This is a genomic window from Pantoea sp. FN0302 (assembly GCF_050113775.1).
Lineage (GTDB): Bacteria > Pseudomonadota > Gammaproteobacteria > Enterobacterales > Enterobacteriaceae > Mixta > Mixta alhagi.
The window spans coordinates 2,229,832-2,249,125 of record NZ_JBNJSM010000001.1 but is presented as its reverse complement, the minus strand read 5'-3'; the positions used below and the strand labels follow the sequence as shown (position 1 = coordinate 2,249,125).

At 57.3% G+C, this 19,294-nt stretch carries 20 protein-coding genes and 1 pseudogene; 11 read left to right on the top strand and 10 right to left on the bottom strand.

Translation table 11 applies throughout. The features are described 5' to 3' along the window. Positions 1-30: 30 nt before the first annotated feature. The 4 genes from hpxZ to ACQE32_RS10545 are packed head-to-tail and all read right to left on the bottom strand — an operon-like array spanning position 31 to position 3,628. Positions 31-420, bottom strand: coding sequence for an oxalurate catabolism protein HpxZ (gene hpxZ / locus ACQE32_RS10560; RefSeq protein WP_427021733.1), 390 nt, complete (start codon positions 418-420; stop codon positions 31-33). A gap of 4 nt (positions 421-424) precedes the next feature. After that, on the bottom strand, positions 425-1,852 hold the full coding sequence (locus tag ACQE32_RS10555; protein ID WP_427021732.1) for an AtzE family amidohydrolase: 1,428 nt from the start codon (positions 1,850-1,852) through the stop codon (positions 425-427). Beyond that, a complete protein-coding gene (hpxX, locus tag ACQE32_RS10550; RefSeq protein WP_427021731.1) occupies positions 1,849-2,031 on the bottom strand; it encodes an oxalurate catabolism protein HpxX in 183 nt (60 codons plus the stop codon). The genes ACQE32_RS10555 and hpxX overlap by 4 nt, the downstream gene beginning before the upstream one ends. 10 nt (positions 2,032-2,041) lie before the next feature. Continuing rightward, complete coding sequence (locus ACQE32_RS10545) at positions 2,042-3,628, bottom strand: gamma-glutamyltransferase family protein (protein ID WP_427021730.1); 1,587 nt, start codon at positions 3,626-3,628, stop codon at positions 2,042-2,044. A 119-nt stretch (positions 3,629-3,747) separates the two neighbouring features. Between ACQE32_RS10545 and hpxU the strand changes: the two genes are divergently transcribed. The 7 genes and pseudogenes from hpxU to ACQE32_RS10510 all read left to right on the top strand — a co-directional run bounded on the left by hpxU (position 3,748) and on the right by ACQE32_RS10510 (position 9,860). After that, complete coding sequence (gene hpxU, locus ACQE32_RS10540; RefSeq protein ID WP_427021729.1) at positions 3,748-4,587, top strand: MurR/RpiR family transcriptional regulator HpxU; 840 nt, start codon at positions 3,748-3,750, stop codon at positions 4,585-4,587. A gap of 272 nt (positions 4,588-4,859) precedes the next feature. Continuing rightward, positions 4,860-5,103 (top strand): annotated as a pseudogene (locus ACQE32_RS10535) (amino acid ABC transporter ATP-binding protein); the annotation flags it as partial. A gap of 13 nt (positions 5,104-5,116) precedes the next feature. Next, positions 5,117-6,358 carry a pyridoxal-phosphate-dependent aminotransferase family protein gene (locus ACQE32_RS10530; protein ID WP_250651922.1) on the top strand — a complete coding sequence of 414 codons (1,242 nt, stop codon included), beginning with the start codon at positions 5,117-5,119 and terminating at the stop codon, positions 6,356-6,358. 8 nt (positions 6,359-6,366) lie between these two features. Next, positions 6,367-7,647 (top strand): allantoate amidohydrolase, encoded by a 1,281-nt coding sequence (hpxK, locus tag ACQE32_RS10525; RefSeq protein ID WP_427021766.1) that lies wholly within the window; start codon positions 6,367-6,369, stop codon positions 7,645-7,647. Further along, positions 7,647-8,138: a 2-oxo-4-hydroxy-4-carboxy-5-ureidoimidazoline decarboxylase gene (gene uraD / locus ACQE32_RS10520; RefSeq protein ID WP_427021728.1), complete on the top strand. Its 492-nt coding sequence runs from the start codon at positions 7,647-7,649 to the stop codon at positions 8,136-8,138. The genes hpxK and uraD overlap by 1 nt, the downstream gene beginning before the upstream one ends. Continuing rightward, positions 8,135-8,470, top strand: a complete 336-nt coding sequence (gene uraH / locus ACQE32_RS10515) for a hydroxyisourate hydrolase (protein WP_426974730.1) — start codon at positions 8,135-8,137, stop codon at positions 8,468-8,470. Before uraD ends, uraH begins: the two co-directional genes overlap by 4 nt. A gap of 64 nt (positions 8,471-8,534) precedes the next feature. Further along, positions 8,535-9,860: a nucleobase:cation symporter-2 family protein gene (locus ACQE32_RS10510; RefSeq protein WP_427021727.1), complete on the top strand. Its 1,326-nt coding sequence runs from the start codon at positions 8,535-8,537 to the stop codon at positions 9,858-9,860. A 55-nt stretch (positions 9,861-9,915) separates the two neighbouring features. Here ACQE32_RS10510 and ACQE32_RS10505 read toward each other — a convergent pair whose 3' ends face one another. From ACQE32_RS10505 to ACQE32_RS10485, 5 genes are all read right to left on the bottom strand, one after another. Next, complete coding sequence (locus tag ACQE32_RS10505) at positions 9,916-10,404, bottom strand: hypothetical protein (RefSeq protein WP_426974728.1); 489 nt, start codon at positions 10,402-10,404, stop codon at positions 9,916-9,918. Between the two features lie 105 nt (positions 10,405-10,509). Beyond that, positions 10,510-11,295: an AraC family transcriptional regulator gene (locus ACQE32_RS10500; RefSeq protein WP_426974727.1), complete on the bottom strand. Its 786-nt coding sequence runs from the start codon at positions 11,293-11,295 to the stop codon at positions 10,510-10,512. Positions 11,296-11,311: 16 nt separating this feature from the next. Next, a complete protein-coding gene (locus tag ACQE32_RS10495; RefSeq protein WP_427021726.1) occupies positions 11,312-12,679 on the bottom strand; it encodes an MFS transporter in 1,368 nt (455 codons plus the stop codon). 362 nt (positions 12,680-13,041) lie between these two features. After that, positions 13,042-13,812, bottom strand: coding sequence for an amidohydrolase (locus ACQE32_RS10490; protein WP_427021725.1), 771 nt, complete (start codon positions 13,810-13,812; stop codon positions 13,042-13,044). Beyond that, positions 13,800-14,960: a pyridoxal phosphate-dependent aminotransferase gene (locus ACQE32_RS10485; protein WP_427021724.1), complete on the bottom strand. Its 1,161-nt coding sequence runs from the start codon at positions 14,958-14,960 to the stop codon at positions 13,800-13,802. Before ACQE32_RS10485 ends, ACQE32_RS10490 begins: the two co-directional genes overlap by 13 nt. Positions 14,961-15,108: 148 nt before the next feature. Between ACQE32_RS10485 and ACQE32_RS10480 the strand changes: the two genes are divergently transcribed. From ACQE32_RS10480 to ACQE32_RS10470, 3 genes are read left to right on the top strand one after another with little or no spacing between them, the layout of a single operon-like run. Then, the gene (locus ACQE32_RS10480) at positions 15,109-15,720 is read left to right on the top strand and encodes a methylthioribulose 1-phosphate dehydratase (RefSeq protein ID WP_426974723.1); all 612 of its coding nucleotides are present in this window, start codon (positions 15,109-15,111) and stop codon (positions 15,718-15,720) included. Continuing rightward, positions 15,720-16,409 (top strand): acireductone synthase, encoded by a 690-nt coding sequence (gene mtnC / locus ACQE32_RS10475; protein WP_426982246.1) that lies wholly within the window; start codon positions 15,720-15,722, stop codon positions 16,407-16,409. The genes ACQE32_RS10480 and mtnC overlap by 1 nt, the downstream gene beginning before the upstream one ends. Beyond that, on the top strand, positions 16,406-16,948 hold the full coding sequence (locus tag ACQE32_RS10470; protein WP_426982245.1) for a 1,2-dihydroxy-3-keto-5-methylthiopentene dioxygenase: 543 nt from the start codon (positions 16,406-16,408) through the stop codon (positions 16,946-16,948). Before mtnC ends, ACQE32_RS10470 begins: the two co-directional genes overlap by 4 nt. A 7-nt stretch (positions 16,949-16,955) precedes the next feature. On the opposite strand, the gene mtnA is transcribed toward ACQE32_RS10470, so the two are convergent. Further along, positions 16,956-17,978: an S-methyl-5-thioribose-1-phosphate isomerase gene (mtnA, locus tag ACQE32_RS10465; RefSeq protein ID WP_427021723.1), complete on the bottom strand. Its 1,023-nt coding sequence runs from the start codon at positions 17,976-17,978 to the stop codon at positions 16,956-16,958. Positions 17,979-18,085: 107 nt separating this feature from the next. Here mtnA and mtnK point away from each other — a divergent pair, with 107 nt between their 5' ends. Further along, positions 18,086-19,285, top strand: coding sequence for an S-methyl-5-thioribose kinase (gene mtnK / locus ACQE32_RS10460; protein ID WP_426982243.1), 1,200 nt, complete (start codon positions 18,086-18,088; stop codon positions 19,283-19,285). Positions 19,286-19,294 lie beyond the last annotated feature (9 nt).

Below are 19,294 nucleotides of genomic sequence, written 5' to 3'. Positions count from 1 at the left end.
GCCGCAAGCGCATCAGGCGCCCGCGGCTTTTTATTGTCCTTCCAGCAGGCTGACCTGTGCGGCAACGATCTGCCAGCCCTGCGGCAGGCGTACCCAGCTTTGCTGCTGTCGGCCAGGACGCTCGCTGCCGGGACGGGTAAATTCGGTGCTGCAGACGGCAAAGTCAGTGCCAAAGGTGGTAATGACCGTATTGCGCAACTGGCGATATAAACCGGCGCTGGGGCGCGCGGCCCGAAATGCGCGAATCGCTTCAATGCCGTACAGATTCTCTCCGGCTCCCAGACGCACCGTGCGATCGTCATGCCAGAACAGCGCATCCAGCTCCGCAATGTCATTGCTAATCAGCGCCTGCTCATAGCGCTGAAAGGCTTCTGCCACTTCCGCTACCACAGCTGGCAGATTAATTTCGTTATTGTTCATACCATTAACTCCCTGACATAGCCGCCGTACCATCGGGCATTTCCTGCTGCGCTGCCGTAGCCACGGTAATTCCCATCTGCTCCAGCGCGCGGGCAGCCCGCAGGCAGTTTGCCTCCTGAAAAGGCGCGGCGATCAGCTGTAAACCAATCGGCAGACCGCTGGCGGTGCGTAACGGTACGGTGGTCACCGGCAGGCCAAGGAAAGAGATCGGCTGCGTCAATATTCCCATACTGGCGCGCACCGGCAGCGTTTGATCATTAATCTGCATGGTTTCCTGACCGATAAGCGTGGCGCTGCAGGGGGTAGCAGGCGCAATCAGCACATCAAAATCATCAAACAGCGTCAGCACCTTTTGCTGGAAATAACGGCGGAAGCGCTGGGCCTGCAGATACCAGGCGGAGGGCAGCATGGCGCCTGCCAGTAATCGTTCGCGCGACAGCGGTTCAAAGCGTTCAGGCTGGTTGCGTAACGCTGGTAAATAGCGATTGCCGCCCTCTGCGGCAGTAATAATAAACGCTGAAGCGCGGGCAAGATCCATCTCCTCCAGCTCCAGCAGTTCGTGGGCCTCCAGCGCGTGCGCGGCCGTGGCGACTGCCTGCTGCGCATCGTCATTGCTGAATCGTTGAAAATAGCCGCCGAGTACCGCACAGCGTAGCCCTTCCAGCCCTTGCTCCAGCTGCCTCAGCGCGGGCTGAGCCGCAACCTTTGCCTGAAAGGTGTCTTCCGCATCCAGTCCCTGCAGGGCATCATAGACACGGGTTAAATCTTCGCAGCTGCGCGCGAAAGGGCCGATATGATCGAGGCTGGCGACAAAGGGATGAGTGCCGTGGCGCGACAGGCGGCCAAAGGTGGGCTTCAGGCCGAAAATGCCGCACAGCGAAGCGGGCACGCGAATTGAACCGTTGGTATCGCTGCCAAGAGAAAAATGCACCAGTCCGGCCGCCACGGCCGCCGCCGATCCGCCGGACGAACCGCCAGCGATACGTTGCAGATCGTGAGGATTGCGCGTCGCGCCGTAGTGGCTGTTTTCGGTAGTAAAGCCGTAGGCGTAAGCATCCATATTCAGCATGCCGCTCAGCAGCGCACCCGCCTGGCTAAGCCGGTCTACTGCCCAGGCATCGCGTTCGGCAGGCGGCCGATCGCTGAACAGGCTGGCTCCGGCCAGCGTGCGCTGACCCGCTACGTCAAACAGGTTTTTTGCCGCCCAGGGCACGCCTGCCAGCGGCAGCAGCGGCTGGTCTTCGCGTCGTAAACGATCAAGGCGATCTGCCTGCTGGCGCATACGATCGGCAACGATCGTGGTCCAGGCGTTAAGGCGCGGATTTTGCTGCTCAATGGCGGCTAATGTTGCTTCAACAATTTCTCGGGCACTCAGCTCGCCCTTTCGCAGCGCCTGCTGCAGTTGAGTAATGGAAAGTTCACTCAATCTCATGCCTGATACACTCCCGCAACGTCCAGCCGATCATCCAGCGGGAAATCCATCAGCGGTTCGGCCATCTGTGCGATGCGGGTAAACTGCAGCAGCAGCTCGGCGCGCCGCGCCTCATCCAGCTCAATATCCAGTATCGCCGTCATCTGATCCAGATAAGTCGTCCAGTCGTTTGCCATCATTTTCCTCCTGTCAGAAACCTGCCGCGCTGCCGTTGCTGCGCGGATCGAATGCGCCTTCCAGCATGCCGTTGGTATGACGTACAATCGCGCCAGCGTGACCGACCGCTTCGCTAAAATCGGGCAGCGTATCTGTTTGATGACCCAACGCCGCCAGCCGGGCCAGCGTATCGGCGCTGAAGCGGCCCTCCAGTTTCAGGGTGTCTGAGGCGTCACCCCAGGTGCGGCCCAGCAGCCAGCGCGGCGCGCTTACCGCCTCCTGAAGCGGCATGCCCTGAATCACATGACGGGTAAATATCGCTGCCTGGGTTTGCGGCTGGCCGTCGCCGCCCATCGAACCGTAAACCATTACGCGTCCATCTTTCAGACGGGCAGCGGCGGGGTTAAGCGTATGAAACGGCTGTTTGCCGGGCAGCAGCGACAGCAAATGGTGCGGATCCAGGCTGAATGCCGCGCCACGGTTCTGCCAGACGATGCCGGTATCCGGCAGCACTACGCCGCTGCCAAACTCATGATAAATACTCTGTATAAAGGAGACCGCCAGGCCGCTGCTGTCCATAACGCCCATCCAGACGGTATCGCCAGGCCCGCGTCCGCTTCCCCAGGGCGCTGCGCGCTGCGGATTGATTTGTTGCGCGCGGGTCGCCAGCAGACCACTTTCCAGCAGCTGCTGCATCTCTTCACGCATATGCAGCGGGTCAGTGATATAACGGTCGCGCAGGGCAAAAGCCTGTTTTGTTGCCTCGACAATACAATGAATTGTCTGCACCTCATCGGCTTCCGCCATGTTCAGGCAGTCGGTAATGCCGAGGATCGCCAGCGAAACCAGCCCCTGAGTTGGCGGTGCCATGTTGTAAATATCACCGTGCTGATGGGCCAGGTGCAGCGGCCTGCGGCGTTTTGCCCGATGGCGCTGTAAATCTTCCAGCACGATCGGCATTTCCAGCTGTTTCATGCTCTGCGCCAGTCGATGCGCCAGCGGGCCGCGATAAAAGCTATCCAGCCCGTTTTCACACAGTTCTGAGAGCGTCCCGGCCAGCGCCAGTTGGGTAAAGCGGCTACCGTGACGCGGCGGTGCACCGTCGGGCAGAAAAGTGGCGGCGAAGCCGGGCTGACAGGCCAGCTCCTGCTGTTTGGCGTGGGTGGCCGCAGCCTGGGAGGCGGTTACCGGAATGCCGTCGGTGGCATAGCGAATCGCATCGCGCAACAGGCGCGGCAGCGGCAGCGAAGCGCCGTCATATTCCTGCGCAAGCGTAAGCGCTTCCGACCAGCCGCTCACGGTGCCTGCCACGGTCAGCGCCGCTTTGGGGCCACGATGAGGAATATATGGCAGCCCCTGATAAAAGTCGGGATGGGCCAGAGAACCGGCAGCGCCGCTGGCGTCAATGGCGATGGGATCGCCCTGCGGCGGCATAATCAACCAGAAGCCGTCACCGCCCAGACCGTTCATATGTGGATAGACCACCGCAATCGTCGCGGCGGCGGCGACCATCGCTTCGATCGCGTTACCGCCTTCGCGCAGCACCGCCAGTGCGCTTTCGCTGGCAAGATGATGCGGCGTGACCACCATTCCCTGAGGCGCCATATTACTTTGGATCATTGCGTATCCTTATTTGCTTCAGACAAAAACATCAAGCAAGAGCTGTTCCAGGTTTGGCAGGGCAGAGAGTGGATCGATTTATGCTATGTTCAGCTGAAACAAAAGTTACAGGGAAATTTATGAAGCAGCTTGATGAACGGCTCCGGCAACATTACGTTCAGCTTTCGCCGCAGGAGCAGCGCATTGCCGATTTTGTTTTTGACCATTTTGACGATTTAATCAGCTATAACAGCGCCGAGCTGGCACGCCTGAGCGGAGTCTCGAAAGCCACCGTCAGCCGTCTGTTCCGGCGGCTCGGCTATGAGAAATACAAGGATATGCGCGATGAGCTGCGGACTCTGCGCCAGAGCGGCATGCCGCTTACCGATAATCGCGATGCGGTGCAGGGCAACACGCTGCTGTCGCGTCACTATAAACAGGAGATCGCTAATCTGACGCAGTGGGTCAACAGTATCGATCCGCAGTGCTTTAGCGAGATTATTGCGGCGCTGGGACAGGCGCAACGTATCTTTATTATCGGAATGCGCAACGGCTGGCCGGTGGCGCTGCATCTGCGTCAGCAGCTGTTACAGGCGCGTGCGCAGGTACATATTCTGCCGCAGCCCGGCCAAACGCTTGGTGAAGAACTGGTGGATATCAGCGCGGACGATCTGGTGATTGGCGTTGCCTTCCGGCGGCGTCCGCGCATTATGAAATCTTTACTGCTACAGCTCCAGCAGCAGGCGGTGCCGGTGGTATTGCTTTGCGAGCCACAGGCGCAGTCGATTATTCCACTGGCACGCTGGCCGCTTTGTACCCCGCTTGACAGTGTTTCCGCCTTTGACAGCTATTCCGCCGCCATGAGTCTGGTTAATCTGTTGGCCAATGCGTTACTGCATGAAGGGCTGGCGCAGGGACGTCAGCGTATTCACGCTATTGCCGATCTTTACCAGCAGCTGGATGAGCTGGAACAGCGTTAATGGGGCACCAGTTTGGTGCTTTGCGCCTTTACAGCACACTCCATTTATCTCTCTGCTCTTTTGAGGACGGTCTGTTAAACGGGCCGTTTTACGCTTTTTATCTCCTTAATTCCTCTGTTCTGCACCTGGCACATTAGTTGCAAAAAGCTTTTTGACGAATCTTTTGTTGCAACGCTTCACTCCGGGGCAAAGCAGATATGAAAAAAGTATCCATGATCATGATGGGCGCGGCATTGATGTTCACGCAGTTGGGCAGCGCGCTGGCGTGGTAGATGCTGGAGAAAGTGGGTCTGGGCGATCGCATCGACAACTACCCATCGAATCTCTCTGGCGGCGGAGGGGATGACACCGATCCTGGTAACGCATGAAATGAATTTCGCCCGCGAAGTGGGCGACCGCGTGGTGTTTATGCACCAGGGGCGCATCTGGGAGCAGGGCGAGAGTAAAGCGCTGTTTGCCAGCCCACAGACAGCGGAGCTGAAACAGTTTATCTCTTCGGTTCGCGGACTTAACTGATAAGGAACAACGCATGGATATCTCACAATTCGAACAAATCAATCCGCCGCCGCGCCTGCTGATGGGACCTGGCCCCATCAACGCCGATCCGCGCGTGCTGCGTGCGATGTCGACTCAGCTGATTGGGCAGTACGATCCGGCGATGACGCATTACATGAATGAAGTGATGACGCTTTATCGCGGCGTTTTCCGCACTGAAAACCGCTGGACGATGCTGATTGACGGCACCTCGCGCGCCGGTATCGAGGCGATCCTGCTGTCGGCGATCCGTCCCGGCGATAAGGTGCTGGTGCCGGTGTTTGGCCGCTTTGGTCATCTGCTTTGTGAGATTGCGCGTCGCTGCCGCGCCGAAGTGCATGTCATTGAAGTGCCGTGGGGCGAAGTTTTTACGCCTGACCAGATTGAAGATGCCATCAGGCGTGTGCGCCCGCGTCTGCTGCTGACGGTGCAGGGCGATACGTCAACCACAATGCTGCAGCCGCTGGCGGAGCTGGGCGCGATTTGTCGGCGCTACGACGTGCTGTTTTACACCGACGCCACCGCCTCGCTGGGCGGCAATGCGCTGGAAAGCGATGCCTGGGGACTGGATGCGGTATCCGCCGGGATGCAGAAATGTCTGGGCGGCCCTTCCGGCACTGCGCCGATCACGCTCAGCGCGCGCATGGAAGAGGTGATCCGCAGGCGTAAACGCGTGGAGGAAGGCATCCGCACCGCTGAGCATCAGGATGGCGACGATCAGATGATCTGGTCCAACTATTTCGACCTCGGCATGATTATGGATTACTGGGGACCGGAGCGGCTGAATCATCATACCGAAGCAACCACTGCGCTGTTTGGCGCGCGCGAATGTGCCCGTTTAATTCTGCAGGAAGGGCTGGATAACACCATTGCGCGCCACCGGCTGCATGGTGAAGCGATGCTGACCGGTATCCAGGCGATGGGACTGGAGGTGTTCGGCGATGTGCGTCACAAGATGAACAATGTGCTGGGGGTCATGATCCCGGCGGGTATCAACGGCGAGCAGGTGCGGAAACTGATGCTGGAAGATTTCGCCATTGAAATCGGCACCTCGTTTGGCCCGCTGATCGGTAAAGTCTGGCGCATCGGCACCATGGGCTATAACGCACGTAAAGATTGCGTTATGCAGACGCTGAGCGCGCTGGAAGCGGTACTAAATCACCTTGGATTTAAAACCGTACAGGGCGCGGCGCTGCAGGCGGCATGGGACTGCTATAACCGTGAGGGCCGCCTGTGAATCCATCGATGAACCTCAGTGAGGCGGAGCGGGCTGCCGCCCGCGTAATGGCTCGCTGCGATGCGCTGGCGCAGATCAGCGAAAGCCCGGATGGTCTGACGCGGGTCTATCTGTCGCCTGAACATTTGCAGGTTAACGCGCTCGTCGGCGAGTGGATGCGGGCAGCAGGCATGCGTGTCTGGCAGGATGCGGTGGGCAACATTTGTGGCCGTTATGAAGGGGCAGAGCCTGGCGCACAGGCGCTGCTGCTTGGCTCTCATCTGGATACGGTGCGCAATGCCGGGCGCTATGACGGCATGCTGGGAGTGCTGAGCGCCATTGAAATCGTCAGCTGGCTGCATCAGCTGCAGCGCCGCCTGTCGCTGGCGATTGAGGTAGTCGGCTTTGGCGATGAAGAGGGCACCCGCTTCGGCATCACGCTGCTGGGCAGCAGGGGGCTTACCGGCAGCTGGCCGGAAAGCTGGTCCGCCGTAGCCGACGGCAACTCAATTACCGTTGCGCAGGCTCTGAAAGATGTCGGACTGGATATCGCCAATATTGGCAAAGCCGCACGTGCGCCAGAAGAGATCGCCGCCTATCTCGAACTGCATATTGAGCAGGGGCCCTGTCTGGAGCAGGCCGATCTGGCGCTGGGCGTGGTAACAGCAATTAACGGTGCGCGTCGGCTGAGCTGCCGCTTTCAGGGCGAGGCGGGTCATGCCGGAACCGTGCCGATGGCACAGCGTAAAGATGCGCTGGCCGCCGCCGCCGAATGGATTGTTGATATTGAACAGATGACCCGCCGCTACGGACAGCAACGCGTCGCCACCGTTGGCACGCTACAGTGCACCTCCGGCGCGGTGAACGTGATCCCTGGCGAGGTGGAGCTGTCGCTGGATATTCGCGGTCCTGACGACGCGCAACTGACGGCGCTGCTGGTGGATCTGCTGGCGCAGGGCGAGGCGATAGCGCGGCGGCGCGGCGTAACATTTCACTCCACGGAATACTATGCAATCAACGCCACGCGCTGTGACTCTCAGCTGCAGCGGGCGTTAAGCGATGCGGTAGCTCAGGTGCAGGGACGTTCGCTTTCTCTCCCCAGCGGAGCCGGTCACGACGCTATCGCTATTGCTGAGCGCTGGCCGGTCGGCATGCTGTTTGTACGCTGCGCCGGTGGTATTAGCCATCATCCGGCAGAAGCGGTCACTCAACCGGACGTGGCTCAGGCTGTACAGGCTGCGCTGCTGACGGTAGAGCGTTTCGCCGCCAGTTTTACGCCGCTGGCGATGCCGAGCCGGGAGGTTGTCTGATGAAGCTTGCCGGTTTTAATCAACTTCCTCCTGAGCAGGCGCAGGCTGTGCTGGCCCATTGCGTGGCGATTAAACGCTGGCAGCAGGCGATGGTTGCGGCGCGTCCTTATGCCTCGCTGGGGGCGCTCTGTCAGCAGGCGCGTCTGCTGGCGCAAGAGTGGGGAGAAGCGGATTTTGTGCAGGCGCTGGCGGCGCATCCGCGCATTGGCGAGCGTGCCTGTGGAGAGCATAAAGAGGCGGCGTTATCGCGGCAGGAGCAGGCTGCGGTTGGCGAAGACGCTGAGCTCAGGCAGGCGCTGCGCATTGCCAATCAGGATTATGAGCAGCGCTTTGGCCATCTGTTTTTGATTCGTGCTAAAGGCCGCAGCGGCCAGGAGATGCTGGCTGAACTGCGGCGGCGTCTGGCGAATACGCCAGCGCAGGAGCTGGAGGAAGCGTTAGGCCAGCTGCATGAAATTACGCTGTTGCGTTTACAGGAGAGCATTATATGAGTGCCATATCCACCCATATTCTTGATACCGCGCTGGGTACTCCGGCAGCGGCAGTTAGCGTGACGCTGGAACAGTGCAGTACGGAAGGATGGCTGACGTTAACAGCGGCAAAAACCGATGCCGATGGCCGCATCAAAAGCTTGTCGGCTGAACCGCTTACGCCTGGTCACTATCGCCTGACGGCAGAGATTGGCGACTATTTTGCCGGTAGCGGGCGTGATGCGCTGTATGTCAGTGCGCAGATCGATTTTGTTATCGCTCAGGCGGGCAGTCACTATCATTTGCCTTTTCTGATTTCCCCCTGGTCCTGGTCAACCTATCGCGGTAGCTGAGCGGTCGCGTTGATTTCCTTCCTCTCCGGTGATGTGCCGGTCCGCAACTGCAAAAGGTGTCACGATGAATGAGAATCGCGTCAGGCCTGAAGATGTGCGTTATCCGCTGGGTAAGACTTTCGCCTGGGGAATGCAGCATGTGTTAACGATGTACGGCGGGATTATTGCGCCGCCGTTGATTATCGGCAGCGCTGCCGGGCTTTCAGCAACGGATATCGGCCTGCTGATTACTGCCGCGCTGTTTGTTAGCGGCGTGGCAACACTGTTGCAGTCGCTGGGATTACCTGGTTTCGGCGCGCGTCTGCCGCTGGTGCAGGGCGTCTCTTTTGCCAGCGTTTCCACGCTGGTGGGGATCGCTTCCGGCTCTGGTGGGTTACCGGTGGTTGCCGGTGCGATTATCGGTTCGGCGCTGTTCGGGCTGTTGATCGCGCCCTTTTTCGCGCATGTGATCCGCTTTTTTCCCCCGCTGGTGACCGGCACGGTAATCACGGTAATTGGTCTGTCGCTGATGCCGGTAGCGGCACGCTGGGCGATGGGTGGCAATACAAAAGCGCCGGACTGGGGTTCGCCGCAGAATATAGGGCTGGCGGCGCTGACGCTGGCATTGGTTTTGCTGTTAAGCAAGGTGGCGCGTGGCGGGCTAAAGCGTCTGGCGGTGCTGGTGGCGATGGCGCTGGGTACGCTACTGGCAGCGGCGGTGGGCAAGGCGGATTTTTCCAGAGTAATGAGCGGAGATCTGTTCGCGCTGCCGGGCGTGTTGAGTTTTGGTCTGCCGCAGTTTGATTTGGCGGCCATCTTATCGATGGTGTTGATTGTGCTGGTATTGCTGACGGAAACCACCGCCGGGCTGGTGGCGATAGGGGAGATTGTCGGGACGCCGGTTGATGAGAAGCGTATCGCGCGCGGTTTGCGGGCCGATATGTTAACCAGCGCGCTGTCGCCGCTGTTTAATTCGTTTCCGCAGAGCGCCTTTGCCCAGAATATCGGGCTGGTGGCAATGACCGGTATCAAGAGCCGGTTTGTGGTAGCGGCGGGCGGCGTGATTTTGATTTTGCTCGGTTTGCTGCCGGTGCTGGGCAGAGTGATTGCGGCCATTCCGATGCCGGTGTTGGGCGGGGCAGGCGTGGTGTTGTTTGGTACGGTTGCCGCCAGCGGGATCCGCACGCTGGCGAAGGTGGATTATAAGGATAATATGAATTTAGTGATTGTCGCCACCGCCATCGCTTTCGGCACGATTCCGGTGGTGATGCCGGGCTTTTACGATCGTTTTCCGGGCTGGGTGCAGACGCTTCTGCACTCCGGTATTAGCGCTGCCTGCCTGGTTTCTGTGCTACTGAATGCATTGTTTAATCCGCTGCCGAAAAGGCTGGCGGTGGCGGATCGGGGTTGAGTCGTCTGCTCGCCGCTCTCCATGCTGCTGAGCCGCCTGTTTGATACGTGTTCCCTCAGCTAAAAAGCCGGGCAAAAGGGGAAAGGGTCAGCAGATTAATCTGCAACTGGCTGTGCATTAGCATCACCACCAGAATCAGCGCGGTGCAAACCATCTGTGTAATTACCGCCTTATGCAGACGAGAAACAGACGCCTGCCAGCCCTCATCTCCAGGCTGCAATGTCGCCAGCGCATCATTAGCCGGATCGCGCAAACGCTTCTCCGCCAGGGAGTCCAGCACAAAAATCGCTACGCTAAGTAAAAACCACAGTTGAAAAACACGGTGCCAATCCAGCAGCCAAAACATCACCGTTCCGCTCAGCATTAATACCCAACCGGCAATATTGTAATATCTGTCGGTAGCATCCAACCCGCGAAGCAAAATGGCCTGATTTTGGGGCTGACCGCGCTTCAAATGCGCAGACATCCACGGGGCGAAAAGCAATGGTCCGGTTGCCGCTACGGCAGCCAGGGCATGAACCAGTTTGATAACGTCATAACTCAACTCTTTTTCCTCCAGTAATAACAGCAATAAGCCATAATTTACTGGAGTCTAAGGGCACCCAGGAATGTTCAAAAAAACCATTTTACTGATTAAGACAGACAGAATTTATTTATCAGACTTGTATAAAAAGTGGGACTGTAATTGTTTGCGCACCTTGCCTGGGCAGGTATTGGCTACGCGCCGAAACCAGTGGCCAAATGAATCGCTGGATGAAAATCCCAGCATTAACGACAGGCGATCGTTTGAGGCACCATTTGCCAGCCCCTGCCACGCTACGGCCAACAACAGACGATTACACCATTCCGTATAACGCAGGCCTGTCTCTTTACGAAATAAGCGGGCCAGAGTACGCTCCGTCGCGCCGACGCGTTTTCCCCACTCGGCCAGACCCAGACGCTGAGTGGGATCGGCTATCAAGCTATCGGTCACCTTCTTCAGCCGCGCATCTTGCGGCAAAGGCAGCGTCAGATTACTGTCGGGTTTTTCTTCGATCTCTTCAAACAACATCTGCAACATGCTATTACGACGCTTTTCAGAAAGCGGCATGCTGCTGTCAGCCAGCCGCTCACACAGAGCTGAAATCAAAAAAGAAGCGTCAAACAGCTTTAGATGGGATGTAAAGGAATGGCACAGTGCCGGAGCAATATACAGTACCGTCAGATCAACGCGATTATAAGCCTGCCCCCAGTGCATGGTATCGGGCGGTATCCATACCGCCATGCCCGGTTTCATCAACCAATGCTGATCGGGTGTGTGACCATGCAGAACGCCACGTTTTACCAGTACAAACTGACCGAGCGGATGACGGTGGGGAACATTCTCCTCCACCGCAATATGTTCCAGAACACGCTCTATTACCAGAGCATCATAGTCTAAGGTTGCTGATTTCATCTGTTGCCTGTCATGCTTATCTGGCCGGATAAGCGCGGGGTAAAAAACGGGTAAAAAGCAACCCTACCAGCATAGTTACCCCAAGAATAATAAAGCAAATCTGGAAAGCGTAAACGCCGCTAAGCTGCAGTTGCACCGTCGCCAGCACGTTGACGCCCAGCGCCGCTCCCAGATTCCGCAAAAATTGTACGGTTGCGGTCCAGGTTCCCAACTGTTCCGCCGGCGCCGCGTTCTGTGCCAGCACCAGCGTCGTGGTAGCGGTTAAGCCCATTCCCAGCCCGATAAGCAACAGCGCCAGCGCCATCGGCAACGTGTTTAATCTTCCTATGGCTGGAATCATCAGCAGGGCACCGAAGGTTAACAACAGCATGCCGTAAAAGGCCATTCGTCGATAGCCGATGATTGCCAGTTTGCCGCCGCAAAAGGCAGCGCCTGCTACCCATCCCAGCGCGGCCAGCATAATCAGCAGGCCCGTTGATATCCCTGCGCCAGCATGATGATTCATTGCTAGCGGCAGCAGCGTTACCGAGGCATAAAGTCCGGCGCTGGAAAGCAGCACCAGCATCATGACGGCAAACAGGTCACGATGATTAAAAAAGGGTAAAGGCACCGGGCTGCTGGCTGGCCGCTGACGCACGCGCGCGATCAACATCAGTAATGCCAGCGCCAGCGCTGCGCCCAGCATTCCTGTTATTCCCGGCAATGCCATCGAACCAGAAACCAACAGCAGTAGGCTGCAGGTGAATATAATCAAGGCCAGCTGCGCCCAGCCATCCAGTGGCGCTTTAGCGGCACCCTTGCTTACGCCGGGGGTCATAAACAGCAGTAGCAGGGCTACCAGACCCACGGGGATATTGAGCCAAAAAATAGCGCGCCAGCCGAGCGTGGCGGAAAGCAGGCTGCCGAGCAGCGGTCCCGCTACCGCGGCCAACCCCCACACGCCGCTCAGCATCCCCTGCATTTTTCCGCGTCTGCTGGCATCAAATAGCGCCGCCAACAGGGCGTAAGAAAGTACAATAATGCCGCCCGCGCCGATGCCCTGTAGCGCTCGTGCCAGGATCAATAGCGGCATGGTTGGGCTCAGCGCAGCCAGCACGGAGGCGGCCAGAAACAACAGCAGGCACGCTTTAAGCGTGACGGAAACGCCCAGCTTGTCGCCGCATGCGCCTGCCAAAGGCGCAAACAGGGCTACCGGCAATAAAAAGGCGGACATCACCCATGGATAGAGCGTTGGATGACCCAACTGCCCGCTGATGGTCGGCAAAACGGTACTGACTATCGTGCTGTCCACTGCGGCCAGAAACAGGGCGGTGACAACTGCCGCGAAGGCAGGGCCGCTCTTGTTTGATAGCGCCGCTGCCGGCGCTAAAGTGGTTTCTTTCATCGTTGCCTCTATCAATATGCGGTATGAACCCGTGACGCATGAGAGAATTGCTGCACAATCGCTGCCGTTTCCCCCTTCATACAGTCATCCTGTTTCACAAGAACTTATTCCAGCCCCGTTTCACAGAGGGATAACCATGAAAATGTTAAATTACTTTTATGTAGTAGAGGATGTTCAAAGATGACCAGATATCGAACAGAACCGACAAAAAGAGGAGAGAGGTGAAAAAATTAAAAAGAGCTTATTTGTAAGGCAGGGATGTAACTTTTCTAGAAAGGCGCTGATAAAATCAGTGACAATACAACAGGATTTGCTGTGTATTGAGCTGGTCTCTTTGCAGGACTGACCAGCCCACCCAATACTTAACGCCAGTCAAACGCGTCGGCATCGCGCCAGGCGGGGAAGCGTTCGCGATATGACCGTAGCTCCTCCAGCGATAGCTCAGCATGTAACACTGCTGGCTGATGCGCTTCGCCACGGCCCAGAATAATGCCCTGCGGCGAAATAATCTGGCTATCGCCACTGTAGCGCAGCGATTTGCCATCTTCACCCACGCGGTTGCAGCCAGCAACGTAAGCCTGGTTTTCAATCGCGCGCGCCATCAGCAGCGCCTGCCAGTGATGAGCACGCGCCTCCGGCCAGTTTGCGACATACAGCGCCAGGTCGTAATCGTCGCGGTTACGGGAAAACACCGGGAAGCGCAGGTCATAGCAAACCTGCGGCAAAATACGCCAGCCGCGCCATTCCACGATCTCTCGCTGACTGCCTGCAACATAATAGTGATGCTCGTCGCCCATGCGAAACAGGTGGCGCTTGTCGTAATGGTGTACGCGGCCATCCGGCTCCACCAGCAGAAAACGATTTACCGCACCTTTTTCCGTTTGCAGCGCCGCACTGCCGCCCACCATAGCGTTAAGACGCCGCGCATGCTGATGCAGCCAGGCGACCACCCGATGCTGGGATAACGACTCACGCGCCGCTTCCATCGCAAAGCCGGTGGTAAACATCTCCGGCAGCACGATTAAATCGCACCCGGAAAGCGACGTCAGCAGCGTATCAAAATGGGCCAGATTGGCTTCGCCATCCATCCAGACCAGCGGTTGTTGTAACAGTGAAAGCGTTAAATTTGACACAGGCGCTCCGCAGCAGCCAGCAGGGTAGTTTCCTGCTTGGCAAAACAAAGACGAATCAAGCGATGAGGAAAGGCGTCGGCACAGAATACCGATAGCGGGATCGCCGCCACGCCGACTTCCTCTGTCAGCCAGCGACAGAAACTGACATCATCCAGATCGGATATTGCACTGTAATCCGCCAGCAGAAAGTAGGTGCCCTCGCAGGGCAGGATTTCAAAACGGCTACGGCTGAGCGCCTGAACAAAACTATCGCGGCGCGCCCGATAAAACGCAGGCAGATCGCGATAATGCTCTGGTTCGGCGCGCAGCATATCGGCCAGCGCCAGCTGAGCAGGCGTGTTCACGGCAAAGGTCAGATATTGATGCACTTTGCGGATCTCAGCGCTTAGCGCCGCTGGCGCAACGCAGTAGCCCACTTTCCAGCCGGTCATATGGTATGTCTTACCAAAAGAGGAGACGGCAATCGCCCGCTCGCGCAGTTGCGCATGCGCTAACACGCTGTGATGACCCTCGTCGGTGAAGCAGATATGTTCATATACCTCATCGCTCAGCACATAGATCTCTTCATCAGCAATGGCCTGCCACAGCGCGGCAAAGTCGCTCTGCTGCCAAACGGTGGCAGAAGGATTGTGCGGGGTATTCAGGATCACCAGCCGGGTTCGCGGCGACAGCAACTCACGAAACGCCTGCCAGTCAACGCGAAAGGCGGGTGGTTGCAGTGTCAGGCGCTTTATCACGCCGCCGGACAGCGTGACGGCGGGCGCATAGCTGTCATAGCTGGGATCAAAGCAGATCACCTCGTCACCAGGCCGCACCAGTGCAGTAATCGCAGCATATAACGCCTCGGTCGCGCCAGCGGTAATGGTAATGTCGGCGGTAGCGTCAGGGCGATGGCGGTAAAGTTCCGCCGTTTTATCGGCAATTGCTTCACGTAACGCCGCTACGCCGGTCATCGGCGCATACTGATTTGCGCCCTGGCTAACATGATGCGCCAGCCGCTGCTGCAAATAACGCGGGCCGTCAAAATCGGGAAAACCCTGCGAGAGATTAATCGCGTTGTGCTGCTGCGCCAGCGCGCTCATCTGGGTAAAAATGCTGGTGCCGAGCGACGGCAGCTTGCTTTGTGGGATCAACGGGTTAGAACGCATAAATAGCTCACCTTTCGTGCGGGTAGCGGCCCGATGTTACGGCTGTGTTGAGCCACTATAATCATGATGTTAGTATTTGGCAATCAAGATGGGTAGACGTCTAAAAGCAAAAATTTCCCGTAACGGCGAGGCCGATAAAAGGAGCGCAATGACCGTAACTCCACAACTGGCGCAGCTGGTGGCTGCCTGCCACTGGATTGGGCAACAGGGCTGGGCACCGGCGACCGGCGGCAATATGTCGATCCGTGCGGAGAGAGGATTATGCCTGCTCAGCGAATCTGGCAAGGACAAAGGCAGCCTGACCGCCGCCGATTTTATTGAAGTAGAGATCGCCAGCGGCCTGGCACCGTCAGGGCGCAAGCCCTCTGCGGAAACCGGCCTGCATACGCTTATCTATCGCCTGTTTCCGGAGGCGGGCGCGGTATTGCATACCCACAGCGTTAACAGCACCGTGCTGTCACGTATTGAAACAGGATCGGCGCTGCTGCTGCAGGGCTATGAAATGCAAAAGTCGCTGTCCGGTCAGCGCAGCCATCTGGATAGCGTAGCGATAGCGCTGTTTGATAACGATCAGAATATCAGCGCGCTGGCGGCACGTATTGAAGCCTGGGCGCAAACCAGGCCGCTGCGTTACGGTTTTCTGCTGCGCGGTCATGGCCTGACCTGCTGGGGCAGGGATGTGCAGGAGGCGCGTCGCCATCTGGAAGGGCTGGAGTTCCTGTTTAACTGTGAAATGCAACGTCGTTTGCTGGAGAGATAATGATCCGCGCAATTGTTACCGATATTGAAGGCACCACCAGCGACATTCGCTTCGTGCATAATGTTCTGTTTCCCTGGGCGCGTCAGCATCTGGCGGCGTATCTGCGTACTCATATGGCAGAACCGGCGGTGGCCGCTGCGTTGAACGATCTGCGTCAGGAGATCAACCAGCCGCAGGCGGATACCGAACAGCTGATTACCGTGCTGTATCGTTTTATGGATGAAGACCGTAAATCCACCGCATTGAAAGCGTTGCAGGGCATGATCTGGCGCAGCGGCTACCTTAACGGTGATTTTACCGGTCATCTCTATCCTGACGTATTGCCTGCGTTAAAGAACTGGCATGAACAGGGGATTTCCCTGTACGTTTATTCGTCTGGCTCGGTTGCTGCGCAAAAGCTGTTGTTCGGCTACAGCGATCACGGCGATATTACAGCGCTGTTCAGCGGTTATTTTGATACCCATGTCGGGGCCAAGCGTGAGGTCAGTGCTTATCAAAATATTGCCCGCCAGATTAATCTGCCTGCCAGCGAGCTGCTGTTCCTGTCTGATATTCGCCAGGAGCTGGATGCTGCGCAGCAGGCCGGTTGGTACACCCTGCAGTTGATTCGCGGCGAAGCGGATAATAAGAGTCTTCATCGCCAGGTAAACCGTTTTGATCAGATTAAGCTGGAGCTGTTTTCCTTATGAGTGAATTGACCATCTATACCGAAACAGAAACCACGGTGCCGGTGTGGCACAGCACCGATCCTGAGGCGATTCGCGAGCAGCTCAACGCGCGCGGTGTACGCTTTGAACGCTGGGAAGCCAACCGCGAATTAGGCGAAAACCCTGATGCGGAAACCGTGATTAATGCTTATCAGCATGCCATCGATCGACTGGTTGCGGAGAAGGGCTATCAAAGCTGGGATGTGATCAGCATGCGCGCCGATAATCCGCAAAAAGAGGCGCTGCGCAGTAAGTTTCTGGCGGAGCATACCCATGGTGAAGACGAAGTGCGCTTTTTTGTCGAAGGGGCCGGGCTGTTTTGCCTGCATCTGGAAGGGCGTGTCTACCAAATCCTGTGTGAGAAAAATGATCTGATCTCCGTACCGGCCGGTACACCGCACTGGTTTGATATGGGATCGACCCCGCATTTTACCGCGATCCGTATTTTCGATAACCCGGAAGGCTGGATCGCCAACTTCACCGGCGATCCGATTGCGGTTAGTTACCCGCGTCTACCCTGATTCTGGTTCATCGCGGCTGGAAATAACCGGCCGCCACCTCTTCAGGCGTTACCACGCCGCTATCCAACACCCAACCGCTGATTAATTCTGCTGGCGTCACGTCAAATGCCGGATTCCATACCTGCGCATTTTCCGGCGCCCACTGTAGCTGGCCAAAGCTGCCGGATACGCCAGTGACCTCGGAGGCGGCGCGCTGCTCAATCGGGATGGCGCTGCCGTTGGGGCAGTGCGGATCGAGTGTGGTATGCGGCGCGGCTACGTAAAAAGGGATGTGATGATAGCGCGCCAGCACCGCCAGACTATAGGTGCCGATTTTGTTAGCGACATCGCCGTTAGCGGCAATACGATCGGCACCGACCCAGATGGCGTCCACCTGTTTTTGCGCCATCAGCGCGGCCGCCATAGAATCGCAGATCAAACGATTGGGAATGCCCAGTTCGGTTAGTTCCCAGGCCGTCAGGCGGCCACCCTGTAATAGCGGGCGAGTTTCATCCACCCAGACCTGTTCGACTTTTCCCTGCTGAAAAGCCAGGGCGATAACGCCGATGGCGGTGCCAACGCCAGCGGTAGCCAGACCGCCGGTATTGCAGTGGGTTAAAATTCGGCTGCCGGGCGCTACCCGTTGGCTGCCCGCCTGAGCGATGCTGTCGCATAGCGCTTTATCTTCTTTCACCAGCCGCAGCGCTTCAGCGCTTAACGCATCAACGAAATTCTCCTGCAGCAGCGCCTGCTTCATCCTGTCCAGATTGTTCATCAGATTAACGGCAGTAGGACGCGCGGCGCGTAAGATCTCCAGCGCCTGCGTCAGCTGGTTTTTGGACATGCCATTTTCCGCCAGCAGCGCCAGCAGTAGACTGGCGGAGAGGCCAATTAATGGCGCACCGCGTACCCGCAGCGCATGAATATGGCTAACCAGCGCTTCCACGCTGCTCGCGTCCAGCCAGTTTTTTTGCTGCGGCAGAGCCTGCTGATCGAGGATCCACAGCTGGTTATCGCGCACCTGCAGGCTGGTGGTATGAAGAGTTTGCATAACAGTGAAATCCATGTTGCGTTAATGCAGCATATTGTGCCAACATGCGAAACGGAAGTATAGACGTCTGAACGGCTTTTACTACAGATTTGCAGAGGAAACGGATAATGTCGCAATACCGGACGTTCACTGCCGCCGATGCGGTGGAATATGCGCAGCGATTTGGTGGGCTAAGTGATGCATCTTCGCTGGTAACGGCTGAAGAGATTGGTGACGGTAACCTTAATCTGGTATTTAAAATCTTTGATCGCGACGGCATCAGTCGCGTTGTGGTAAAGCAGGCGCTGCCCTGGGTGCGCTGCGTTGGCGAGTCCTGGCCGCTGACACTGGAGCGTGCGCGGCTGGAAGCGGAAACACTCACGGAACATTATCGGCACTGCCCGCAGCATACGGTAAAAGTGTTGCATTACGATGCTGAGCTGGCGGTGATGGTGATGGAAGATCTCTCCAGCTATCGTATCTGGCGCGGTGAGCTGGTACAGGGACGCTACTATCCGCAGGCGACGCGTCAGCTGGGTGAATATCTGGCGCAAACGCTGTTTCATACCTCCGATTTTTACCTGCATCCTCATGAGAAAAAGGCGCGGGTTATCCGTTTTACTAATCCTGAAATGTGTGAAATCACTGAGGATCTCTTTTTTACCGATCCCTATGAAGATCATCCGCGCAACGATTACCCGGCACAGCTGGAAACTGAGGTGGCGGAGTTGCGTAGCGATGAACGGCTGCGTAACGAGGTCGCCGGACTAAAGCACCGCTTTTTCTCCCATGCGGAAGCGCACCTGCATGGTGATATCCACAGCGGTTCCGTGTTTGTTGCCGACGGTAGCCTGAAAGCAATTGATGCCGAGTTTGGGTATTTTGGGCCAGTGGGTTTTGACGTGGGTACGGCGTTGGGTAACCTGCTGCTGAACTATTGTGCGCTGCCGGGGCTGCTGGCGACGCGTGAAGCGGCCGACGGGCGCGAGCAGCGTTTACAGGATATACGCACCCTGTGGCTGACATTTGCCGAATGCTTTCAGGCACTGGCAGCGGAAAAAAGCCGCGATCGCATGCTGGCGTGGCCGGACTATACCGCGACCTGGTTGAAGAAAGTATTTGCGGACAGTATCGGTTACTGCGGCAGCGAACTGATTCGTCGTACAGTCGGCATGGCACACGTGGCGGACCTGGAAACCATTCAGGATGAAGCGATGCGCATTGAGTGTATTCGTCACGCGATTAGCCTGGGGAAAACGTTAATTGTTGCCGCGCCGCATATCGATAATATCGATACGCTGATTGCCCGTATTCGACAGAACGGCTAGGGTTTGCCC

Bases quoted from the DNA above. Each gene is read 5' to 3' on its own strand.
- hpxU (WP_427021729.1), top strand. From the start codon at position 3,748: ATGAAGCAGCTTGATGAACGGCTCCGGCAACATTACGTTCAGCTTTCG.
- ACQE32_RS10480 (WP_426974723.1), top strand. From the start codon at position 15,109: ATGACCGTAACTCCACAACTGGCGCAGCTGGTGGCTGCCTGCCACTGG.
- ACQE32_RS10555 (WP_427021732.1), bottom strand. From the start codon at position 1,852: ATGAGATTGAGTGAACTTTCCATTACTCAACTGCAGCAGGCGCTGCGA.
- hpxZ (WP_427021733.1), bottom strand. From the start codon at position 420: ATGAACAATAACGAAATTAATCTGCCAGCTGTGGTAGCGGAAGTGGCA.
- ACQE32_RS10495 (WP_427021726.1), bottom strand. From the start codon at position 12,679: ATGAAAGAAACCACTTTAGCGCCGGCAGCGGCGCTATCAAACAAGAGC.
- hpxK (WP_427021766.1), top strand. From the start codon at position 6,367: ATGAACCTCAGTGAGGCGGAGCGGGCTGCCGCCCGCGTAATGGCTCGC.
- uraH (WP_426974730.1), top strand. From the start codon at position 8,135: ATGAGTGCCATATCCACCCATATTCTTGATACCGCGCTGGGTACTCCG.
- ACQE32_RS10530 (WP_250651922.1), top strand. From the start codon at position 5,117: ATGGATATCTCACAATTCGAACAAATCAATCCGCCGCCGCGCCTGCTG.
- uraD (WP_427021728.1), top strand. From the start codon at position 7,647: ATGAAGCTTGCCGGTTTTAATCAACTTCCTCCTGAGCAGGCGCAGGCT.
- ACQE32_RS10470 (WP_426982245.1), top strand. From the start codon at position 16,406: ATGAGTGAATTGACCATCTATACCGAAACAGAAACCACGGTGCCGGTG.
- ACQE32_RS10510 (WP_427021727.1), top strand. From the start codon at position 8,535: ATGAATGAGAATCGCGTCAGGCCTGAAGATGTGCGTTATCCGCTGGGT.
- mtnK (WP_426982243.1), top strand. From the start codon at position 18,086: ATGTCGCAATACCGGACGTTCACTGCCGCCGATGCGGTGGAATATGCG.
- ACQE32_RS10485 (WP_427021724.1), bottom strand. From the start codon at position 14,960: ATGCGTTCTAACCCGTTGATCCCACAAAGCAAGCTGCCGTCGCTCGGC.
- hpxX (WP_427021731.1), bottom strand. From the start codon at position 2,031: ATGATGGCAAACGACTGGACGACTTATCTGGATCAGATGACGGCGATA.
- mtnA (WP_427021723.1), bottom strand. From the start codon at position 17,978: ATGCAAACTCTTCATACCACCAGCCTGCAGGTGCGCGATAACCAGCTG.
- ACQE32_RS10545 (WP_427021730.1), bottom strand. From the start codon at position 3,628: ATGATCCAAAGTAATATGGCGCCTCAGGGAATGGTGGTCACGCCGCAT.
- ACQE32_RS10500 (WP_426974727.1), bottom strand. From the start codon at position 11,295: ATGAAATCAGCAACCTTAGACTATGATGCTCTGGTAATAGAGCGTGTT.
- mtnC (WP_426982246.1), top strand. From the start codon at position 15,720: ATGATCCGCGCAATTGTTACCGATATTGAAGGCACCACCAGCGACATT.